Annotated in this window: 15 protein-coding genes and 1 pseudogene; 8 read left to right on the top strand and 8 right to left on the bottom strand. The window is 69.2% G+C overall.

All coding sequences use genetic code 11. The features are described from left to right. Positions 1-570: LysR family substrate-binding domain-containing protein (locus tag PH203_RS41965; protein ID WP_289927356.1), on the top strand; the 570-nt coding region annotated here is incomplete at its 5' end. 222 nt (positions 571-792) lie between these two features. On the opposite strand, the gene PH203_RS41960 is transcribed toward PH203_RS41965, so the two are convergent. After that, the gene (locus PH203_RS41960; RefSeq protein WP_289927355.1) at positions 793-1,509 is read right to left on the bottom strand and encodes an enoyl-CoA hydratase/isomerase family protein; all 717 of its coding nucleotides are present in this window, start codon (positions 1,507-1,509) and stop codon (positions 793-795) included. Positions 1,510-2,460: 951 nt separating this feature from the next. Here PH203_RS41960 and PH203_RS41955 point away from each other — a divergent pair. The 3 genes from PH203_RS41955 to PH203_RS41945 all read left to right on the top strand — a co-directional run bounded on the left by PH203_RS41955 (position 2,461) and on the right by PH203_RS41945 (position 5,877). Next, complete coding sequence (locus PH203_RS41955; RefSeq protein ID WP_289927354.1) at positions 2,461-3,207, top strand: SDR family NAD(P)-dependent oxidoreductase; 747 nt, start codon at positions 2,461-2,463, stop codon at positions 3,205-3,207. Between the two features lie 683 nt (positions 3,208-3,890). Next, entirely contained in the window at positions 3,891-5,159 is a 1,269-nt protein-coding gene (locus PH203_RS41950; protein ID WP_289927353.1) for an MFS transporter, read from the top strand. After that, a complete protein-coding gene (locus PH203_RS41945; protein WP_289927352.1) occupies positions 5,140-5,877 on the top strand; it encodes an SDR family oxidoreductase in 738 nt (245 codons plus the stop codon). The genes PH203_RS41950 and PH203_RS41945 overlap by 20 nt, the downstream gene beginning before the upstream one ends. Positions 5,878-6,337: 460 nt before the next feature. Here the strand turns inward: PH203_RS41945 and PH203_RS49845 are convergent, their stop codons facing one another. Next, entirely contained in the window at positions 6,338-6,505 is a 168-nt protein-coding gene (locus tag PH203_RS49845) for a hypothetical protein (RefSeq protein WP_354671310.1), read from the bottom strand. Between PH203_RS49845 and PH203_RS49840 the strand changes: the two genes are divergently transcribed. After that, positions 6,504-6,809, top strand: a complete 306-nt coding sequence (locus PH203_RS49840; protein WP_354671309.1) for a hypothetical protein — start codon at positions 6,504-6,506, stop codon at positions 6,807-6,809. The genes PH203_RS49845 and PH203_RS49840 overlap by 2 nt on opposite strands. 734 nt (positions 6,810-7,543) lie before the next feature. On the opposite strand, the gene PH203_RS41935 is transcribed toward PH203_RS49840, so the two are convergent. From PH203_RS41935 to PH203_RS41920, 4 genes are read right to left on the bottom strand one after another with little or no spacing between them, the layout of a single operon-like run. Next, positions 7,544-8,332, bottom strand: coding sequence for an IclR family transcriptional regulator (locus PH203_RS41935; protein ID WP_289927351.1), 789 nt, complete (start codon positions 8,330-8,332; stop codon positions 7,544-7,546). Between the two features lie 56 nt (positions 8,333-8,388). Next, positions 8,389-9,234 carry a fumarylacetoacetate hydrolase family protein gene (locus PH203_RS41930; protein WP_289927349.1) on the bottom strand — a complete coding sequence of 282 codons (846 nt, stop codon included), beginning with the start codon at positions 9,232-9,234 and terminating at the stop codon, positions 8,389-8,391. Next, the gene (locus PH203_RS41925) at positions 9,231-10,952 is read right to left on the bottom strand and encodes a bifunctional 3-(3-hydroxy-phenyl)propionate/3-hydroxycinnamic acid hydroxylase (protein ID WP_289927348.1); all 1,722 of its coding nucleotides are present in this window, start codon (positions 10,950-10,952) and stop codon (positions 9,231-9,233) included. Before PH203_RS41925 ends, PH203_RS41930 begins: the two co-directional genes overlap by 4 nt. Before the next feature lie 28 nt (positions 10,953-10,980). Next, positions 10,981-11,475 carry a VOC family protein gene (locus PH203_RS41920; RefSeq protein ID WP_289927347.1) on the bottom strand — a complete coding sequence of 165 codons (495 nt, stop codon included), beginning with the start codon at positions 11,473-11,475 and terminating at the stop codon, positions 10,981-10,983. Between the two features lie 220 nt (positions 11,476-11,695). Here PH203_RS41920 and PH203_RS41915 point away from each other — a divergent pair, with 220 nt between their 5' ends. From PH203_RS41915 to PH203_RS41905, 3 genes are all read left to right on the top strand, one after another. Continuing rightward, complete coding sequence (locus tag PH203_RS41915) at positions 11,696-13,369, top strand: MFS transporter (RefSeq protein WP_289927346.1); 1,674 nt, start codon at positions 11,696-11,698, stop codon at positions 13,367-13,369. Positions 13,370-13,424: 55 nt separating this feature from the next. Then, on the top strand, positions 13,425-14,888 hold the full coding sequence (locus PH203_RS41910; protein WP_289927345.1) for an aldehyde dehydrogenase family protein: 1,464 nt from the start codon (positions 13,425-13,427) through the stop codon (positions 14,886-14,888). 62 nt (positions 14,889-14,950) lie between these two features. Next, positions 14,951-16,429: a carotenoid oxygenase family protein gene (locus PH203_RS41905; RefSeq protein WP_289927343.1), complete on the top strand. Its 1,479-nt coding sequence runs from the start codon at positions 14,951-14,953 to the stop codon at positions 16,427-16,429. A 304-nt stretch (positions 16,430-16,733) separates the two neighbouring features. Here PH203_RS41905 and PH203_RS41900 read toward each other — a convergent pair. Together PH203_RS41900 and PH203_RS41895 are read right to left on the bottom strand one after the other, a co-directional pair. After that, positions 16,734-17,063: pseudogene (locus PH203_RS41900) on the bottom strand (NADPH-dependent F420 reductase); the annotation flags it as partial. Further along, positions 17,000-17,470 carry a LysR family transcriptional regulator gene (locus tag PH203_RS41895; protein ID WP_289927341.1) on the bottom strand — a complete coding sequence of 157 codons (471 nt, stop codon included), beginning with the start codon at positions 17,468-17,470 and terminating at the stop codon, positions 17,000-17,002. The gene PH203_RS41895 and the pseudogene PH203_RS41900, both read right to left, overlap by 64 nt.

Raw genomic sequence — 17,470 nt, 5'->3', positions numbered from 1 at the left:
CTCGATCTGTCTGCCGCCCATCCGGGCACGCGGGTCCAGGCGCGGCACCTGTCGACCTCCACTCAGCTGGCGGAACTGCAGAACAACAGCCTCGATCTGGGTCTGCTGCGGGAGCGCCCCATGGGGCAGGAGTTCGACGCGATGCTCGTGGTCGAGGAACGTCTGGGCGTCCTGCTCGCAGCCGAGCGTGCCGCCGGGCTGGCCGGGCCTGAAGGTATCCGGCTGGATGCCCTGAAGGGGCTGGACTGGGTCGGCTTTCCCCGGTCGGGCAGCCCTGCCTGGTATGACGAACTGACAGCCATCCTACGCAGTCACGGGATTGAGGTCGGCCCGGTGGTCCCAGACAATCAGCCGCTGATCGCCGAGGTCAAACTCGCGGCGGTCAGTGCCGGCCGGGCCTTCACGCTCGCACCTCCCGGCTGGTCTCAACCGCTGCCGGACACGGTCACGTGGTTCCCGCTCGTCGGCCATCCGATCGTCCGGCGCACATGGGCTGTATGGAGTGCCAGCTCGCACCGCCGCGACCTAGGCCACCTGATCGCCGCCCTGGACCAGCCCGCAACGCGATAAGTCCCACCGCCCCTGCTCTGACGGACATTGAGCGCGCGTACGACGCGGGGAGGGGGGCCGCTTTCAGCGTAACCGTCCTGGGCCGGCGACCCCTAGGTGGGTCGGCGGCCCAGGCACAGGTCGTGTCCGCAGCAGACTCCCGCCTGTGGGGTCCTGGCTGCGTCATGCGCGGGTATGTGAAGTGGGGCGAGTAGCGGTCCGGTGACGTGGTCTCGGAAGGTTCTACTTTTGGTAGGCGAGGTCGGCGGCGGTGAGGCCTTCGAATGCCATGCCGACCTGAGTGCCTCCGGCCATACGGCGGCTGATGCGCTGACGCAGCGTGATCGGCACGTACCGCGTCAGCAGGTGGGGCTTGGCGGCGAGTTCCTTGGCGAGGTGCTGGGCGCGCGGCAGGACCTTGTCCAAGGCCAGAACTTCCGCCACCGCGCCCCAGCGCTCGGCCTGCTTCGCGGTGAAGGACCCCTGGGTCAGAGTCAGGTAGCGCGTCCGGCTGCTGCCCAGAACTTCTTCCCACACGATCTGTACGCCGTCGCCGGGGACGATGCCGAAGGTCAGGTGCGGGGCATCGGAGAAGACAGTGCTGCTGGCCACTACCACGATGTCGGCGATCAACGCGTACTCGCTGTGGACGGAGGCGGGGCCGTTGACCGCGGCGATGACAGGCATCTCCAGATCAACAAGGCGCTGCATCACCCGTCGGCCCTCGGCGTAGAGGCGGTCCCAGGTGGCGGGCTTGGTGATGTCGCCGAGGCTGGCGCCGTCGATGTCGGTCATGAACCGGTCGCCGGTGCCGGTCAGCACCAGGACGCGGTTGTCGCGGTCCTCGCCGATCTCGTACAGCGCGCGCGGGAAGTCGGTGTGCATCTCGCCGGTGAAGGTGGCCGGACCGCCATCGGTGTGAAAGCGCACTGTGAGAACGCCTTCCGTAGTACGGCTCATGGCCAGGTTCTTGAACGCCGTGAAGTAGGCAGGGGTGCGCGGAGCTGGCCGCTGCGCCGGTATCCGGGTCTGCGGCGACGCCGAGGCTCCCGCAGAGCCGAGTGCCGCAGTTGCGGCCGTGCCGGCCGCCCCGGCAAGGAATCGGCGACGTCTGAACAGGCGGGACATGGACAACCTCCAGGGGAGAATGGGGTGCACGCAGAGAGCAAACGGTGACGCTGTCGGCGGGTGCTGCGCCGGATGAGCACCGGCTGCCCGCCGGTGACGTGACCGCGTCTGACCTCGTATGCCAGGACATAACCCCAGCAGGGGGGCCGATCGATAGCCGCCGGCGAGATCACTCGCTGAGGGCGGTCATAAGGAAGAGCTATCGCTCCGCACTGCCGGGGCGGTCATCTGCCACGCTGGCCGCGTCGGCGAGCGGTGAATCGAGCGTATGTCGGCGTTTGGGACTCCTCGCAGCACGACAGCGAGTGCCCGACAACACCGGGCTTCGTAGGTGAGGAAGGAACAATCCTCTCGCTGGCGAATGCTGCAGGGCGAATCTGCTCCTACGGGCGTAACCCACGTCCGCTCCCTGTCGCTCTTCGCAAGGCCCCCACGGCTACCCGGCAGGTCGTCATCACGCCTGCGCGGATGGCTCTCGCAGCGTGCGGTACGCGGTGTTCCACTTCCTGTCAGTGACAGCCTGGCCGCAAACGGTCCGCTGCCGACAGTGCTGTGGGCAGTGCACCAGCCACCCGCGCTCCGGCGGGGTGCTGGCAGCGCCATGGCGGGGGAATTCACGCGGCTCAGGGGGGATCCAGGGGGCGCTTATGGCCGCGATAACCGCAGTGAGGCGGGCCGGAGGAAGCGTCAGGGATCCCGGGTGCTTACACCAGCTGACTGGGCGGGCCCGGACGGGCCCACTCAGCTGATCCGGACATCAACTCAGTAGAACGGTGAGTAATCGTGAGCTCAGAACTGTCGGGTACCACTGCGCTGGTCACGGGCGCTACCAGCGGCATCGGCCGTGCAGCAGCAGTCGAGCTGGCCCGGCTCGGAGCCAAGGTCGTGGTCTCGGGGCGCAACCAGGCCCGTGGCCAGCAGGTCGTGGAGGACATCCGTGCGGCTGGTGGCGAAGCCCTCTTCCTGGCCAGCGACCTGAGCGACGCAGCTGCTGTCCGTTCCCTGGCCGAGCGCGCCAAGGAGCATGCCGGCCAGGTGGACATCCTGGTCAACAACGCCGGCATCTTCCCCTTCGGCCCCACTCATGAGACCAGCGAGCAGGACTTCGAAGCGGTCTACGCCCTCAACGTCAAGGCCCCCTACTTCCTGGTGGCCGAACTCGCTCCGGCCATGGCTCAGCGCGGCCACGGCGCGATCATCAACGTGACCACCATGGCAGCCGAAATCGGCGCCTCAGGAATGAGCCTGTACGGCTCCAGCAAGGCCGCTCTCACCTTGCTGACCAAGGCCTGGGCCGCTGAGTACGGACCGCGCGGTATACGGGTCAACGCGGTCAGTCCCGGCCCGACACGCACCGAGGGAACCGCTGGAATGGAAGAGGAACTCAAGGCGCTGGCCGCTGTCGGTCCGGCCGGCCGTCCCGGTACCGCAGACGAGATCGCTTCGGCCGTCGCCTACCTCGCCACGGACGCCGCCAGCTTCGTCCACGGCGCCATCCTCCCCGTCGACGGCGGTCGCACCGCCGTCTGACAGGTCCCGGCTGCACCCCGAGCCCTCCGCCAGGCGGGCCGGGAGCCAGCCCAACGCGGCAGTACGGCCGTGACGGGCGCTCACCGAGCCCCAACGGCTCACCCGCTTCGCCGTCACCTCGCGCCAGTGCATCAGCCGCCGTATGGCCGAGGCACCCAGCTCGGAACGGCATGCGAAGGCGTCACCCCCGCCCGCCTCGCCCATTACCTTCCTTGTAGAGCCCGGTTCGGGCTTGTGGCCTCCAGGCCCGGTATGACTCGTTGCCCCTGTCCTTGATGATCCGGGGGGTGCTGTCGCCGGTCCTGGCGGCACCGGATGGTCGCTGATGGAAGCGTGTCCGCCTACAGGCAGGGCTGCGTAATGTGGCTGCCGATCTCCGGTGCCCCGGCGGGCCACCGGTTGTGACTCCGGGGAGGGAAAACCCGGTGACCAGCAACAACTTCACCTCGATCGACGTGCTGCGCCCTGGACGCCATGCTCAAGCACCGCACCCTCTACCAACCCAGGCACGAACAAACAGCCTGACCAAGTCCACAGACCTTGACCGAACAGATAGAAGCACCCCCCGACCAGTGAACGCATCCGGCGGCGGCCGAACTGTCGGCCACGGCCCTGCCGACGCACGCGCCGCGTTGAGCGGGTCTGCCTCTTGACCACTCCTCCAAGAAGGGACGGCCGATTCCATGCGCGTACCGAACCGCCGGGCAAGTTTCTGGACGTCCACCGCGGTCGTGGGACATGCCCTGTGGGCAAGTGCGGCTCCGACGGTCACCTATCCCCTCTATACCGACCAATGGCATCTGACAGCCACGGCCACGACCAGCGTCTTCGCCGTGTTCCCCGTAGCGCTGGTGGCGACGTTGATCGTGTTCGGTGATCTCGCGGACTACATCGGCCGCCGTGGCAGCATCCTGTTGGGGCTCACCGCATCTCTCACGGGCGCGGCCCTGTTCGCCGTCGCCCCGGCCGTGGGATGGGTGTTCGCCGGCCGCGCACTGATGGGACTCGGGGTCGTTCTTGCCATGGGGCCTGCATCCGCCGCCGTCGTCGAGTTCAGCGCGAAAGGCGTCACCAAACGCGCCAGCGCGATCACCACGGCGGCCACCGCAGTCGGCCTGGCCCTGGCTGTCCTCTCAGGAGGACTGCTGATCGACTTCGGCCCCGACCCCATACACGGCAACTTCTGGATCCTGACCGCGGTCACCGCACTTGTCCTCACCGCCGCCTGGCACCTGCCCCGGCACACCAAGGCCGAGGCGAAGGGATCCTGGCAACCGCGCGGGCTGCGCGTCCCCCGCTCCCTGCGGATCGTCTTCACCACCTCCGCGGTCGCAGTGACGGCCGGATTCATCGTCGGCGCCGTGCTGCTCTCCCTGGGCGCGCAGATCGCCAGAGAACTCATCGGATCTGCGGACGCCCTGGTCAGCGGATCTGTGATCGCGTTGTTCGCCACGGTCATGGGGGCCGCGGCGATCCTCGTGCGCAATGTGCGCCCCCGCACCTCGATCATGCTCGGCGCCACCGGCGCGATCACCGCGCTCGGATTGCTGATCCTGGCCGCCGCCATCCACTCACTGACCGTCTTCCTGCTCTTCGCGCTCACCGCGGGCATCGGCTACAGCCTGCTCTTCACCGGTGGCCTCGGACTGCTCAACGCCCACGCGCCCACACATCACCGGGCCGGCGCACTGTCGGCGCTGTATCTCATTGCCTACCTGATGCAGGCGGTGACAGCACTCACGCTCGGCGCCATCGCCACCGCAACCGACCTCCACACCGCGGTCAACACCGGGACACCGGCCATCGCCGCCGTCTCCGCCCTGGCGGCGACGCTGGCCGCCCTGACCCGAGACGCCGCAAGCCTCTCGTCGAGGGCAAAGCGAAAACCACCACGCCGCAGCGCGGCGATGATGCCAGAGAGCAGGCGACAACATGAGCACCCCCGACCTTGAACTGCGAGGACAGACAGCATTGGTCACCGGAGCGACCACGGGCCTCGGCCGCGCCATCGCGCTGCAGCTTGCGGCGTCCGGTACGCAGGTCCTCGTCCACGGACGGGACACCAAGCGTGCAGAAGAGATCGTCAGTGAGATCACCCGGGCGGGCGGCAGCGCCCGGCACCTCCCGGCCGAGCTGAGCGACACCGCACAGACCGCACACCTCATCGAAGCGGCCGGCCCCATCGACATCCTGGTCAACAACGCGGGACGCTCGCTCTGGGGGCCGAGCGAGACACTCGGCCTCGACGCCTTCGACGCCATGTACTTCCTCAACGTGCGTGCCCCGTTCCAGCTTGTCGCCGGATTCGCGCCGGGGATGGCAGCACGAGGCTCCGGCAGCATTATCAACGTCGGCAGCATGGCTGGAACGATCGGTCTGGCCGGCGCGGCCGCCTACGGCGCCACCAAAGCCGCACTCGCCTCCCTCACCCGCGCCTGGGCACTCGAATACGGAACCCGGAACGTCCGCGTCAACGCCGTGGCCCCCGGCCCGATATTCACGCGCCCCGAAGCACGGGAGCGGTTCGACGCACTGGGCGCCACCGTTCCGCTGAACAGGGCGGCCCAACCCGAGGAGATCGCCGCGGTGGTCACCTTCCTCGCCTCGGCACGGTCCAGCTACGTCACCGGTGCAATCCTCGCCGCCGACGGCGGCCGGACCGCCATCTGAGCGACTGCGGCACCGACAACGCCATGGGCTACGCCACCAGCTTCCGATGTGCGCGGCGTCCCAAGGGCCGTTGTAGAAGGCGATGACCTTGAACGGGGCGGCCCGGGGCGCGACGACGGCATCTGGCGCGGTGGAGGGAGGGTGGGGCGACCGAGAGCCCCAACAGCGTCGCGAGTCCCGCCAGGAGCAGCCGCACGACCAGCCGCCTCACGGGTGCCTCAGTGGGTTGGGCTCGGTGAAGGGGGGTTGAGGGAAGCGCATGGATTGCGGGCATGCGCTTGCGGTGTGGTTTCAGGCATGTCTTCTCCTGCGTCGGCGAGGCGGGCATGTGTGGGGAGGGGGACTGTATGGGAGCTGCGCACGCTCATGTAGGCCAATCCGCCGGCGCGATGAAAGCCCGCCCGGAGGCATCGACGGGGTTCGCTGACCTCGCGTTGGAGAGGGTGTCAGGTCGACCAGATCACTCCGCCGTTCTGCACGGTGACCACCTGGCGTCGGCCCGTAGGACGAGTTGGGCTCCTTCGTGGCCCCAGGTCTGGGAGGCCCAGATGGGGCGGTCGTCGCCGTTGTGGATGACGAGGTTGCCGTCCTGCTGGAAGGTCGCCCGGTGGTTCGCGCCGAAAGTCATGGATGCCGATGGTCGGCTTGCCCTGCTCGTTGCAGACGACGAGGTTGCCGTCGATCTGCATGACCATCCGATGCGGTTGGCGTTCCAGACCTGGTTGACTTCCAGGAGGCTGGTCGCGAAGACGGTCTCGGTGCTCCAGTTCGGCTTCGGGCTCGCCTTCGGCTTGGGCTTCGCCTTGGGCTTCGTCTCGGACATGCCGCTCGGGTTGGTCTCCGGCTCGGGCGCGGCGGGCTGGGGAGCGGTGACCTTCGCGGGCACGCTCTTCGTCGACTTCGGAGACGGGCTGGGCTTCTCGGCCACGTAGTCGTCGAGGGCGGCTGGGGCGGAGCCCGCCGCGGCCAACCTCTTCGCGGAGTCGCAGGGTCCGTCGTCCCTCGCGCTGCCGGTCAGCAGCAGGGGTATTGCGATCAGCGCGGCGCCGACTACCGCTGCCCCGGCCAGGATCGGCTTGCGGGGACGTCCGCTGCCGACGCCGGTGTTGGTCTTGGCACCCGGCGGCGCGGTCCCGACGGCTGCCGCTACGGCGACGTGCTCCTCGGGTGTCTCAGTGGTTCCGGTCGCCGCTGCCGCTGCCGCTGCCGCTGCCGCGGGCGGGGTCGGGGTGGCGGTGGCAGTGGCTTCCTCGACGCCTCAGGTTTCTGTCGCGCCGGGGGCAGTGGTCTTCCGGGGTCCGGCAGTGGTGGGCGACTCGGCCCCGGAGGCACCGGACTCCGTCCTCGCGCGTCCGGACTCTGCGCCTGCGCCGCCGGATTCCGCGTCCGCAGTGCCGTGCTCCGTCCCTCTCTTGTCGGACTTAGCCCCGGCGGCGTCGGACTCCGCTCCGGTGTAATGGGACTCCGCCGCCGGGGCGGGGGATCGGCTCGGCGGCGGCTCGTCCGGTGTGGAAGGGGTGGACCGTAAGTCGGCCTCCCCGCGCGGGCGGCGGCCGCCTCCGAATTCGCGTCGGGGGTGGGGTGGGCGGCCTCGAAGTGACCTGGCTGGTGCCGCGGCACCGTCCTGGACCGCGGTGTGGCCGAGTACCTGCCGGGAAGAGCGTAGTCACCCCGCGACGACGGTCATCCGCTCGCTGATCTCGCGTGCCGTCCGCTGTACCTTCTGCGCGATCTCCGCCTCCGCCTCCGGGTACACCCGGGAGGCGAGGGCGGCCACGCTCACGGCCGCCACCACTTGCTCCTTCTCGTTGCGGACGGGTGCCGCGATGCCCACGACGTCGGGATCGAGTTCGCCGCGGGTGATGGAGTAGCCCAGGCGGTGGATGCGGCCCAGGCGTTCCATCAGCGCGTCGACGTCGGTGAGGGTGGCCGGGGTGAAGCGGTGCAACCGGGTGGCCTCCAGCAGGCGGCGTGCCTCCTCCGCGGGGCTCCAGGCGAGCAGGACCAGGGCGGATGCACCGGCGTTGAGGGGCAGGGCGCTGCCGCGCTCGTAGGAGATGCGCACCGCGCGATTCGCGCTCTCCGCGCGGTCCACACACACCACGAGGTCTCCGGCACGGCGGGTGAGCAGCACCGTCTCACCCACCTCCTCGGCGAGCGCTTCGATGGACGGCAGCGCGACCTCCGACAGGCCGTAGCTGCGCCGCGCCAGCCGGGCGATCTCCAGGACGCGCAGGCCGAGGCGGAAGCCGCCCCCGGGAGCCTCTTCGAGGAAGCGCCCGGCGACGAGGCTCTGCAGGTAGCGGTACGCGGTGGAGCGGGCGACGCCGAGGTGCTCGGCCACCGCGGTGCCGGAGACGACGAGGTGCGTGTCGTCGAACATGGTCAGGATGTCGAGTGCCCGGTCGGCAGTGGAGTTGCGGTCGCGGTAGCTGGGGGACGCGGTTCCTGACATACGAGACACTCTAGTGGGTGGCGGCGCGCCGACGCAGACCGCGTCCGGCTGCCGGTCTACAGCCGGTCCTTGACGACGGTGTTGCGCAGTTCCCCGATTCCCTCCACGGTCGTGGCGAGCTCCTGCCCGGGCCGCAGGAACACCTTCGGGTCGCGGCCGGCCCCCACTCCTCCCGGAGTTCCGGTGCAGATCAGGTCGCCGGGCAGCAGCGTGATGATGGTGCTGACGTACGAGATGACGTCGGCCACGTTGAAGAGCAGGTCGGCGGTGTTGGACTTCTGCATGGTGTGGCCGTCGACGCTGCAGGCGATGGTCAGTCCCGAGGCACCGGACGGGAGTTCGTCGGGGGTGACGAGGGCCGGGCCCACGGGGGTGGTGGCCTCGAACGTCTTGCCGGAGAGGAACTCCCTGGTGCGGTGCTGCCAGTCCCGTACGGTGACGTCGTTGACGACGGTGTATCCGGCGACGTGGTCGAGTGCGTTCCTGCGCGGCACATGGCGGCCGCGGCGCCCGATGACGACCCCCAGTTCGGCTTCCCAGTCGAGGTCGTCGCTCACTGCTGGCATGTGGATGTCCTCGTGCGGCCCGATCAGAGAACCGTCGTACTTGGCGAACAGGGTCGGGTGCGTGGGAGTAGGGCGGCCCATCTCCTTGATGTGGGTGGCGTAGTTGAGTCCCAGACAGACGATTTTGTTGGGATGGGGCACCACGGGAGCGAGCCGTGCCTCGGCGAGCGGGATACGCTCGCTGTCCGCGACGGCCGCCCGTCCGATCCAGTCGTCACCCGAGGACAGCAGAGCACCCACGTCGGAGTACGGAAGCAGGACCAGTTCGTCACCTTCCTGCCGAGCGGCGGTGGTGAGCTCGCGCTCGTCGGCGAGACGGACAGTGCTGAGCCTCATCGGTGTACTCCCTGGATGTCTGGCTGGACTTCGACGTCGGTGGTGCGCGAACCGACGGTCGGCGGCGTGGGTTCGCCGGGTGGTGGGGCGGTGGCGTCCAGGTCATTGCCCAGGACTCGCCGGAGCTTCGCCCCCACGTGCTCGGCTCGGTCCGCAGCGAACACGGCAGCCACCAGACGGTCGGGGCGTACGAGCACGAAGTGTCCGGACAGATCGGAGAGGAGGGCCTCGAGGCAGCCGTCGGCGTCGGCTATCCCCGTCCGGTCGTCGTGGTCACGGGGGGTGCGGTCATCGAGATGGACGTCCACACGTCCGGCGTCCGGGAGGCCGGCCCGCACCGCGGCCGCCCAGTCGGTGTCGGTCACGCCGATCCCCAGCAGGCTCCAGCCCTGGCCGAGGACATCGTCGAGTCGGGTGACCTGATGGTGTGGCCCGCGCAGGACCCGTGGCTGTGGCAGTTGCGTGCCGACGAGCGACTGTTCGGGGCCGTCGAGACGGACGACGGCCCCGGAGCATACGCGGGTGTCCGGGCGGTAGCGCATCTCGGTGAGGTAGCGGCGTCCGGGCGGTGTGCACATGGCGGCGCGCACCAGCATGTCGCGCACCAGCGCGCGGCTGCGGCTCGTGGTCATGACGATCCGGCCGAGCCGTACGGAGAGGTCGATGACGGCCCGGGCGTGCGGGCGTCGCTCGGTGTCGTAGCTGTCGAGCAGGGCGTCACCGGCTCGGCCGGCCAGGACGTCGCCGATCTTCCAGCAGAGGTTGGCGGCGTCCCGCAGGCCGGAGTTGAGACCCTGCCCGGCGAACGGGGGCATCATGTGGGCCGCGTCACCGAGCAGGAAGCAGCGCCAGTCACGCAGCCGGTCGGCCAACAGCGCGTGGAAGCTGTACGCGACCGCGCGCTCCACCTGCTCAGGTGCGATCTCACGGTAGGGCCGCAGCAGCCGGCGTACCAGCTCGAACGGGGGAGGGCCGCCCGCTTCGCACTCACCGGGCCTGAGGCGGAACTCGTAACGGCAGCGTCCGTCGCGGCCCGGAACGATGACGACGGGACGGCCGGGCTCGCCGTGATGCATTCCGTAGCGCTGGTCGTGCGTGTCCTGAAGCGTGTCGACCACCAGCCATACGTCGGGGAAGCTGCGCCCGCGCATGGGGATGGACAGCAGTTCCCGTACGGTGCTGCGGCCGCCGTCACAGCCCAGGACGTAGGAGACGTCCAGTTCCTCGGCCCGCTGGTCCTCGCCGTCCGCGCTCAGCGATACGCGCACCCGGTCGGGACGTCGGCTGAGGGCCGTCAGCCGGGTGCCGAAGCGCACTTCGACGGTGGGGAGGAGGTTCAACTGCTCGCGCAGCACCCGTTCGAGGTCCGGCTGGGCGAAGGGGTTCTTGAAGGGGTGGCCGTATCGCTGTCCGCCGGTGCCGCGGGCGTGCACGAGCGGACGTCCGCCGACGCCGAAGTACCTGGTTCCGGTGCCCGGCACGATGATCCGGTACACCGCCTCGTCGAGACCGGCGGACTGCAGGGTGCGAAGTGACTCGTCGTCGAGGCTGATGGCTTTGGCGTCGTTGCTGGTGGTGGCGTTGCGTTCGACCAGCAGCACATGTACGCCGCGGGAGCCGAGCAGGTGGGCTGCCGTGAGTCCGGTCGGGCCGGCGCCGACGACGAGCACGGTCGGCTGATGGGCGGACGGGGGTTTCGACTGCGGTGGCTCTGTCATCAAGGGGCGCTCCGTCGCGGGGAAGGGGTCACTGGACCGGCTGGTAGGCGGGACCGCCCTGGGTCAGCAGCCGTTCGGCCTCGGCGAAGATCTCGTCGGGGGACCGGTCGAGGTCGATCGTCTTGCGGAACGGCTGGCGCACGTCGCGTTCGATGCGCAGATAGACCTCGTTGCGGTTGCCCTCGGGGTCGAAGAAGTAGATCCCGATCGCGTTGCCGTGGGTGACCTCCTGCTGAACCTTGATGCCCTCGCGGCGGAACCGGTGGTGGAACTCGATGATCGACTCCAGGCAGTCCACCCGCCACGACACCTGGTGGGTCAGCTTGGCACCGGGAGGGGCGGTCCGGCCCCGCTGGAGCACGAACTCGTGGTGCTCCTCGTCGGGGCGGGAGGAGAAGAAGACGATGCCCCGCTCCTCGTCCTCGTCGGTCACGGTCAGCCCCAGGACGCGCGCGTAGAAGTCCCGCATCTTCTCGAGGTCGTCGACCCAGAAGCCGGTGTGTCCCAGTCCAGTGATCGCCATAGTGTCTCCTTATTCAGGTCAAGTACTCTGTTTTGCAGGACGATAGAGGTCTGATCTGGGCGCGTCAATCGCAGCGAATGTCGGTCTTAACCCTTGACGTGCGGGCTGTGTTGGCTGCAACGTCCTGAAAAGCAAGATTGGAGTCCGGATAAGTGAGACACTCGATCTCGGGGTCTCGGCCAGTCGGCGGACTTCGCCCGAGCCCTGCAGGAGGCCCCTCATGACCCGTCCCCATCCCGCCAGGTCCGCGCCCCCGGATAAGCTGAACAGTTCAGCTCTGCTGAGCCGTGCCACGCTCATCGCCGCGTGCGTCGCCATCTGCGTGGCCCAGATCGGCGTCCCGCTCGCGTCCCCGCTCATCGGGGAGATCCAGCGTGACCTCGGGGTGTCGGCTGCCGCGCTGGCCTGGATCCCGGCCGCGTTCATCCTTCCCACGGCGATCCTGGAGCTGAACTACGGGGTCCTCGGTGACTTGTTCGGGCGCAAACGCCTTCTCGTCGTCGGTGGGCTGCTGATCACGGCGGGCTGTCTGGTCGCCGCCACCTCGGGTTCGCTGCCCCAGCTCCTCGCCGGCCAGGCCGTCGCCGGACTGGGTGCCGCCGCGATCTTCCCCTCATCCCTTGCGGTGATTGTCGCGGGCACCCCCGATCCGGCCACCCGCGCTCGCGCCCTGTCGTACTGGGCGATCAGTCTCGCCTTCGGTTCCTTGATCTCTCCGCTGATCAGCGGGTTCACAGCCGAACACACCGATTGGGGTTGGGCCTTCGTCCCGCTCGCGGCGCTCGGGCTGGTCACCGCGGTCGTCAGCGCCCGCTGGATGGTCGACTCCCGGCAGCCCGCCGGACGCGGCCTCGACTGGCCGGGACAGATCACCATCGCCGTGTCCCTGCTGGCGCTGCTCTACGCCGTCATCGAGGGGGCCAACGACGGCTACTCCGAGCCTCACATCGTGCTCGCCTTCATGATCGCCCTCGCCGCGTTCGTGGCCTTCCTCGTCGTGGAACGCGGGTCGCGGGCACCCATGCTGCGGCTGGAGCTGTTCCTCAACCCGTCCTTCGCCGCGGCCGCCGCCATCGGATTGCTGGCCCTGTTCGGCTTCATCGGCACGGCGTACTTGTTGACCCTCAAGCTGGAGGCCGTCCACCATCTCTCCCCACTGCGGGCTTCCCTCCCCCTGGCCCTCGTCCAGGTGGTGCCGGTGCTGCTCACCCCGGTCCTGCCGATGCTGCTGCAGCGCGTGCACCCCCGCATGCTGCTGGTCTGCGGGCTGCTGTCTCTGGCCACGGGTCAGATCTGGATGGCCCTGCTGCCGGCTGACAGCACGGCCCTCCCGCCGATGGTCGGACCGATCCTGTTGCTGGGGATCGGCTTCATCACGATGTTCTCCGCCTTGACGGCAGTCGCGGTCGGCGCCGCAGGTATCCGGCATGCCGGTATGGCCAGCGCGGTCACCAGCCTCGTCCGCGAGTCCGGTCAGGCCCTCGGCCCGGCGGTCGCCAGCGCCGTCGCCCTCGGAACGGCGAGCAGTGCCCTGTCCGGGAAGCTCGACTCCTCCGGGCTCCCCGCACAGGCGCTGGGCGCGGCCAAGGCGGTGAACGACGAGGGCGGCGCTCTAGCTGCCGCGAACGCGGACCTCGGTGAGCTGTCGCGCACCGTGGTCCCGCTCGCCCGCGAAGCCCTCGAGACGGGTCTCGACCTCGGCGTGTACGTATGCGCCGCTGCCAGCCTGGTCGGCGCGGTCATCGCCGTCCTCGCCCTAGGTCGCGGCGGCGTCATGGACGAGGCCGCCGAACGGCTCGCCGAAGGCACAAACGCCACATCGGTCACACCGGCGAGCACCGACGTCCCCGCCTCTTCGGGCACCGCGGCCATCAATCCGTCCACCAGCCCCTGACCCCCCAGCCCTGATAGCGCAACCGGCACTATGACGACACGCAGAATGGAAAATCATGACTCTTCTGGACAGCAGCACCTGGGAAGGCCGGATCTTCTCCGGTGGGTGGATCAGCGGCTCGGGTGAGGTGTACGACGCCGTCGAGCCCGCCACCGGCAGGACGCTGGGCCGTGTCGGCTCGGCCACGTCGGCCGACGTGGACAAGGCGGTGGAACAGGCGGTGCAGGCCCAGCGGGAGTGGGCCGCCCGGCCGTACTCCGATCGCGCGGCCGTACTGCGCCGCGCCGCTCGGCTCTTCGAGGATCACCAGGTGGAGATCGAGACCTGGCTGATGCGGGAGTCCGGGGCGATTCGGCCGTTCGCGGCCCTGCAGGTCACCAGCGGTGGTGCGGACGAGTGCCACGAGGCCGCGGCCCTGGCCGGGGCGCCGTACGGCGAACTGCTGCGCTCCGGGCAGGAACGGCTGTCGTTCGCTCGCCGGGTTCCCGTCGGCGTCGTCGGGGTGATCTCCCCGTTCAACGCGCCGATCATCCTGGGGATGCGGGCCGTGGCCCCGGCGCTGGCCCTCGGTAACGCGGTCGTCCTCAAGCCGGACCCGCGCACGGCGGTCAGTGGTGGCCTGGCCTTCGCCCGTGTCTTCGAGGAGGCGGGTCTGCCGCCCGGTCTGCTGCACGTCCTGCCGGGCGGAGCGGACGTGGGCGCCGCCGTCGTCGAGCACCCGAGGATCCCCGTCATCGCGTTCACCGGCTCCACCCGGGCCGGCCGCGCCATCGGCGTCGCCGCGGCACGCCACCTCAAGCGGGTCCACCTGGAGTTGGGAGGCAACTCGGCGCTGGTCGTGATGGACGACGTCGACCTGGAGAAGGCCGCCTCGGTGGGAGCGTGGGGATCCTTCGTCCACGCCGGCCAGATCTGCATGGCCAGCAGCCGCCACCTCGTCCACCGCTCAGTCGCCGACGACTACGCGGCCCTGCTCGCACAGCACGCCGAGGCGCTGCCCGTAGGGGATCCGGCCGACGAGAACGTCGCCGTGGGGCCGATCATCGACGAGGGCCAGCGCGACCGTGTGCACAGCATCGTCACCGACACCGTCGCGGCCGGTGCCACGTTGGCGGCTGGTGGCAGGTACGAGGGCCTGTTCTACCGGCCCACCGTGCTCACCGGCGTGCCGCTCACCGCACCCGCCTACGCGGAGGAGATCTTCGGACCCGTGGCGCCCGTCGTCTCCTTCCGGGACGTGGACGAGGCGGCCAGGCTGGCCGCCGAGAGCGACTACGGGCTGTCCCTGGGCATCCTGACCCGGGATGTCATGAAGGGCCTGGCCCTCGCGGAGCGCGTACCCACCGGCCTCGTCCACATCAACGACCAGACCGTCAATGACGAAGCGATCATCCCCTTCGGCGGGGTCGGCGACTCCGGCAACGGCTCCCGCCACGGCGGCTCCGCCGCCAACCTCGAAGCCTTCACCGAACAGCAGTGGGTCACCGTACGCGGTGAACTCCCGCACTACCCGTTCTGAGGGGCCATCGCCTCTTCCGAGACGTCCGTCATCCCGGCCCGCCCGATCCCTGGAGCACGTACATGAGCATTCCCCGGCCCACCGACAACAAGTTCCTCCACGGACCCTTCGCCCCGTGGAGGGAGGAGAACGAGGCGTACGACCTGCAGGTCGACGGGGAGATCCCGGCCGACCTCTCCGGCGCGCTGTTCCGCGTCACCTCCAACCCCCGCTTCCAGCCCCGCAACACCGACCGCTATCACTGGTGGGAGGGCGACGGCATGGTCTGCGGTATCTACCTGCGCGACGGCCGGGCCGCCTACCGCACCCGCTGGGTCGAGAGCGACTCCATGAAGGTGGAGGTCGAGGCCGGTGAGGCCGTCTACAGCGGCTTCGTCAATGGCGGCACACCCGGACGGCTGCCCGACGGAGCCCCGCCGGCCAAGAACGTCGCCAACACCAACGTCGGCATCTTCGACGACCGTCTCCTCGTCTACTACGAGGGCGGACTGCCGCACGCGATGGACCCGGAGACCCTGAAGACCCTTGGCACATACGACTTCCACGGCGGCATCGACGTCCTGTGCACCGCCCACTACAAGATCGACCCCGACAGCGGCGACATGCTGTTCTTCGCCGCCACCGGCCCGACCATCACCTGGTACCGCGCCGATGTGAAGACCGCCGAAATCATCGACTCGCATTCCTTCGACATCGGGGTGCCCGTCCTCATGCACGACTTCGCGGTAAGCGACCACTACGCCGTCTTCTTCGTCACGCCCGCCCAGTTCCGCCTCGATCTGATCCCCCAGGGACGTCCAGGGGTGGTGTGGGACGAGAACTCCCTCGACCACGGCACGCAGATCGTCCTGATGGACCGCCGCAGCCACCAGGTCACCTGGCACGAGGCCGGCGGACAGTTCGCCAACACCCACTTCTTCAACGCCTACGAGCAGGACGGCGAGCTGGTGATCGACGGGCATCGCATCACCCGGCTCGGCACACCGGCCGATCGCCTCGCCGCGCCGATCGGTTCCCACGAGTGGTTCCCCCCTGCTCTGCCGTACCGGTGGAGCGTCGACCTGGCGACCGGACGCGTCAAGGAGGAGATGATCAGCGGAATCGCCGGGGAGTTCCCCAAGATCAACGACGCGTGCCTGGGCCGGCCGCACCGCTACGGCTACTTCGTCACCACGCGCGGTCTGGCGGACGACACCCTGTCCGACGGACTGGCCCGCCACGACTACCTCCTCGACCACACCACCGTCGTCGAAGGACCGGACGGCCTCACCAGCCCCGGTGAACCGGTCTTCGTCGCCCGCGAGGATCCCCGCGGCGAGGACGACGGCTACTTGCTCTCGCTGTGGTGGAACCGGGCCACCGGCCTCAGCGAACTCCTGATCCACGACGCCGCAGACCTGCGCCGCGTCCCGCTGTGCCGGGTCAAGCTCCCCAGCCGGGTCCCGTTCGGCTTCCACGGAAGCTGGGCCGACCACCAGACCCTGGACAGGGCTGTCGCCGCGTGCCGGAATGGTCAGTGGCTGCCCCCAGCGGTCACGTGACCTCCGTACCGGCCCCGCAGGTCGGCAGGGAAACGCAGCCCTGACACCGGCATCCGCGGCGTGATCTGCCTCCGGACGCGGCCGGGTGGCCGCCCACCGTCGTCGCCCGGTCCCTCGACCCCATGCCCCGGACCGGAGACTCGTGTACTCCCCTCGAACGCGTGACCTTCGGATATGGCATTCGTAGGAAGTGGTGACGGATTCCCCGCCGACCGCACGCACTTGAACGGTGCCGATGACAGCCTGGTTGCGTCCCATGGCTGTACAGATCGGGGACGAACGTGAGGGCGGAGCTGTTGCCTCCGACGTTGCTGAGGCGCAGGCTGGCGTGAGCCTTGTAGTGGCGGTTCACCGAGATCAGGTTGGCAACCAGCGGCTCCACTTGGCGGGCGTTGCGCAGTCTTCCGCCGTACACGCCGTACACGCCGCATGCGCCGGGCAGGCGTGAGGCGTGTGCCTGAAGGGTGTCGGTGGCGGCGCGCTCATTGCCCAGGACGAGTACGTCGGTGCCGACTTTCTCGATCTGCCGGTCTCCCGGAGTGACGGCGGACAGGTGGTGAAATGCGGCGGTCACCCGGGAGTCGTGCAACAGTACGGCAGCCTGCTGCACGGCGCTGCCCTCCTCAGGCCTGAGAGGCTGTTGTTCTGCAGTTCCGCCAGCTGAGTGGAGGTCGACAGGTGCCGCGCCTGGACCCGCGTGCCCGGATGGGCGGCAGACAGATCGAGCAACGCCTTGGACAGGAGGTCGGCCGGCAGTTCCAGAGGAATGCCGATGCGCAGTGTGGTGGTGGCCGCGGCGGTTCGTGCCGTCATGGCGGCGAGTGCCTGGTCATGGCGTGCCAGCACGGCCCGGGCTTCGGTGAGCAGGGCTGTGCCGGCCTCTGTGGCCTGTACACCTGTGGAGCTGCGGATCAGCAGCTGGACGCCGAATTCCCGTTCCAGGGCACTCACGGTCTGGGACAGAGCGGGCTGGCTGATGTGCATCCGCCGGGCGGCCGCGGACAGGCTCCCCTCCTCGACCACCGCTACAAACGCTCGCAT

It is taken from the genome of Streptomyces sp. S.PB5 (genome assembly GCF_030403745.1).
Classification (GTDB): domain Bacteria; phylum Actinomycetota; class Actinomycetes; order Streptomycetales; family Streptomycetaceae; genus Streptomyces.
Note: the sequence above shows the minus strand (reverse complement) of the source record. Positions and strands in the feature narration are given on the sequence as shown.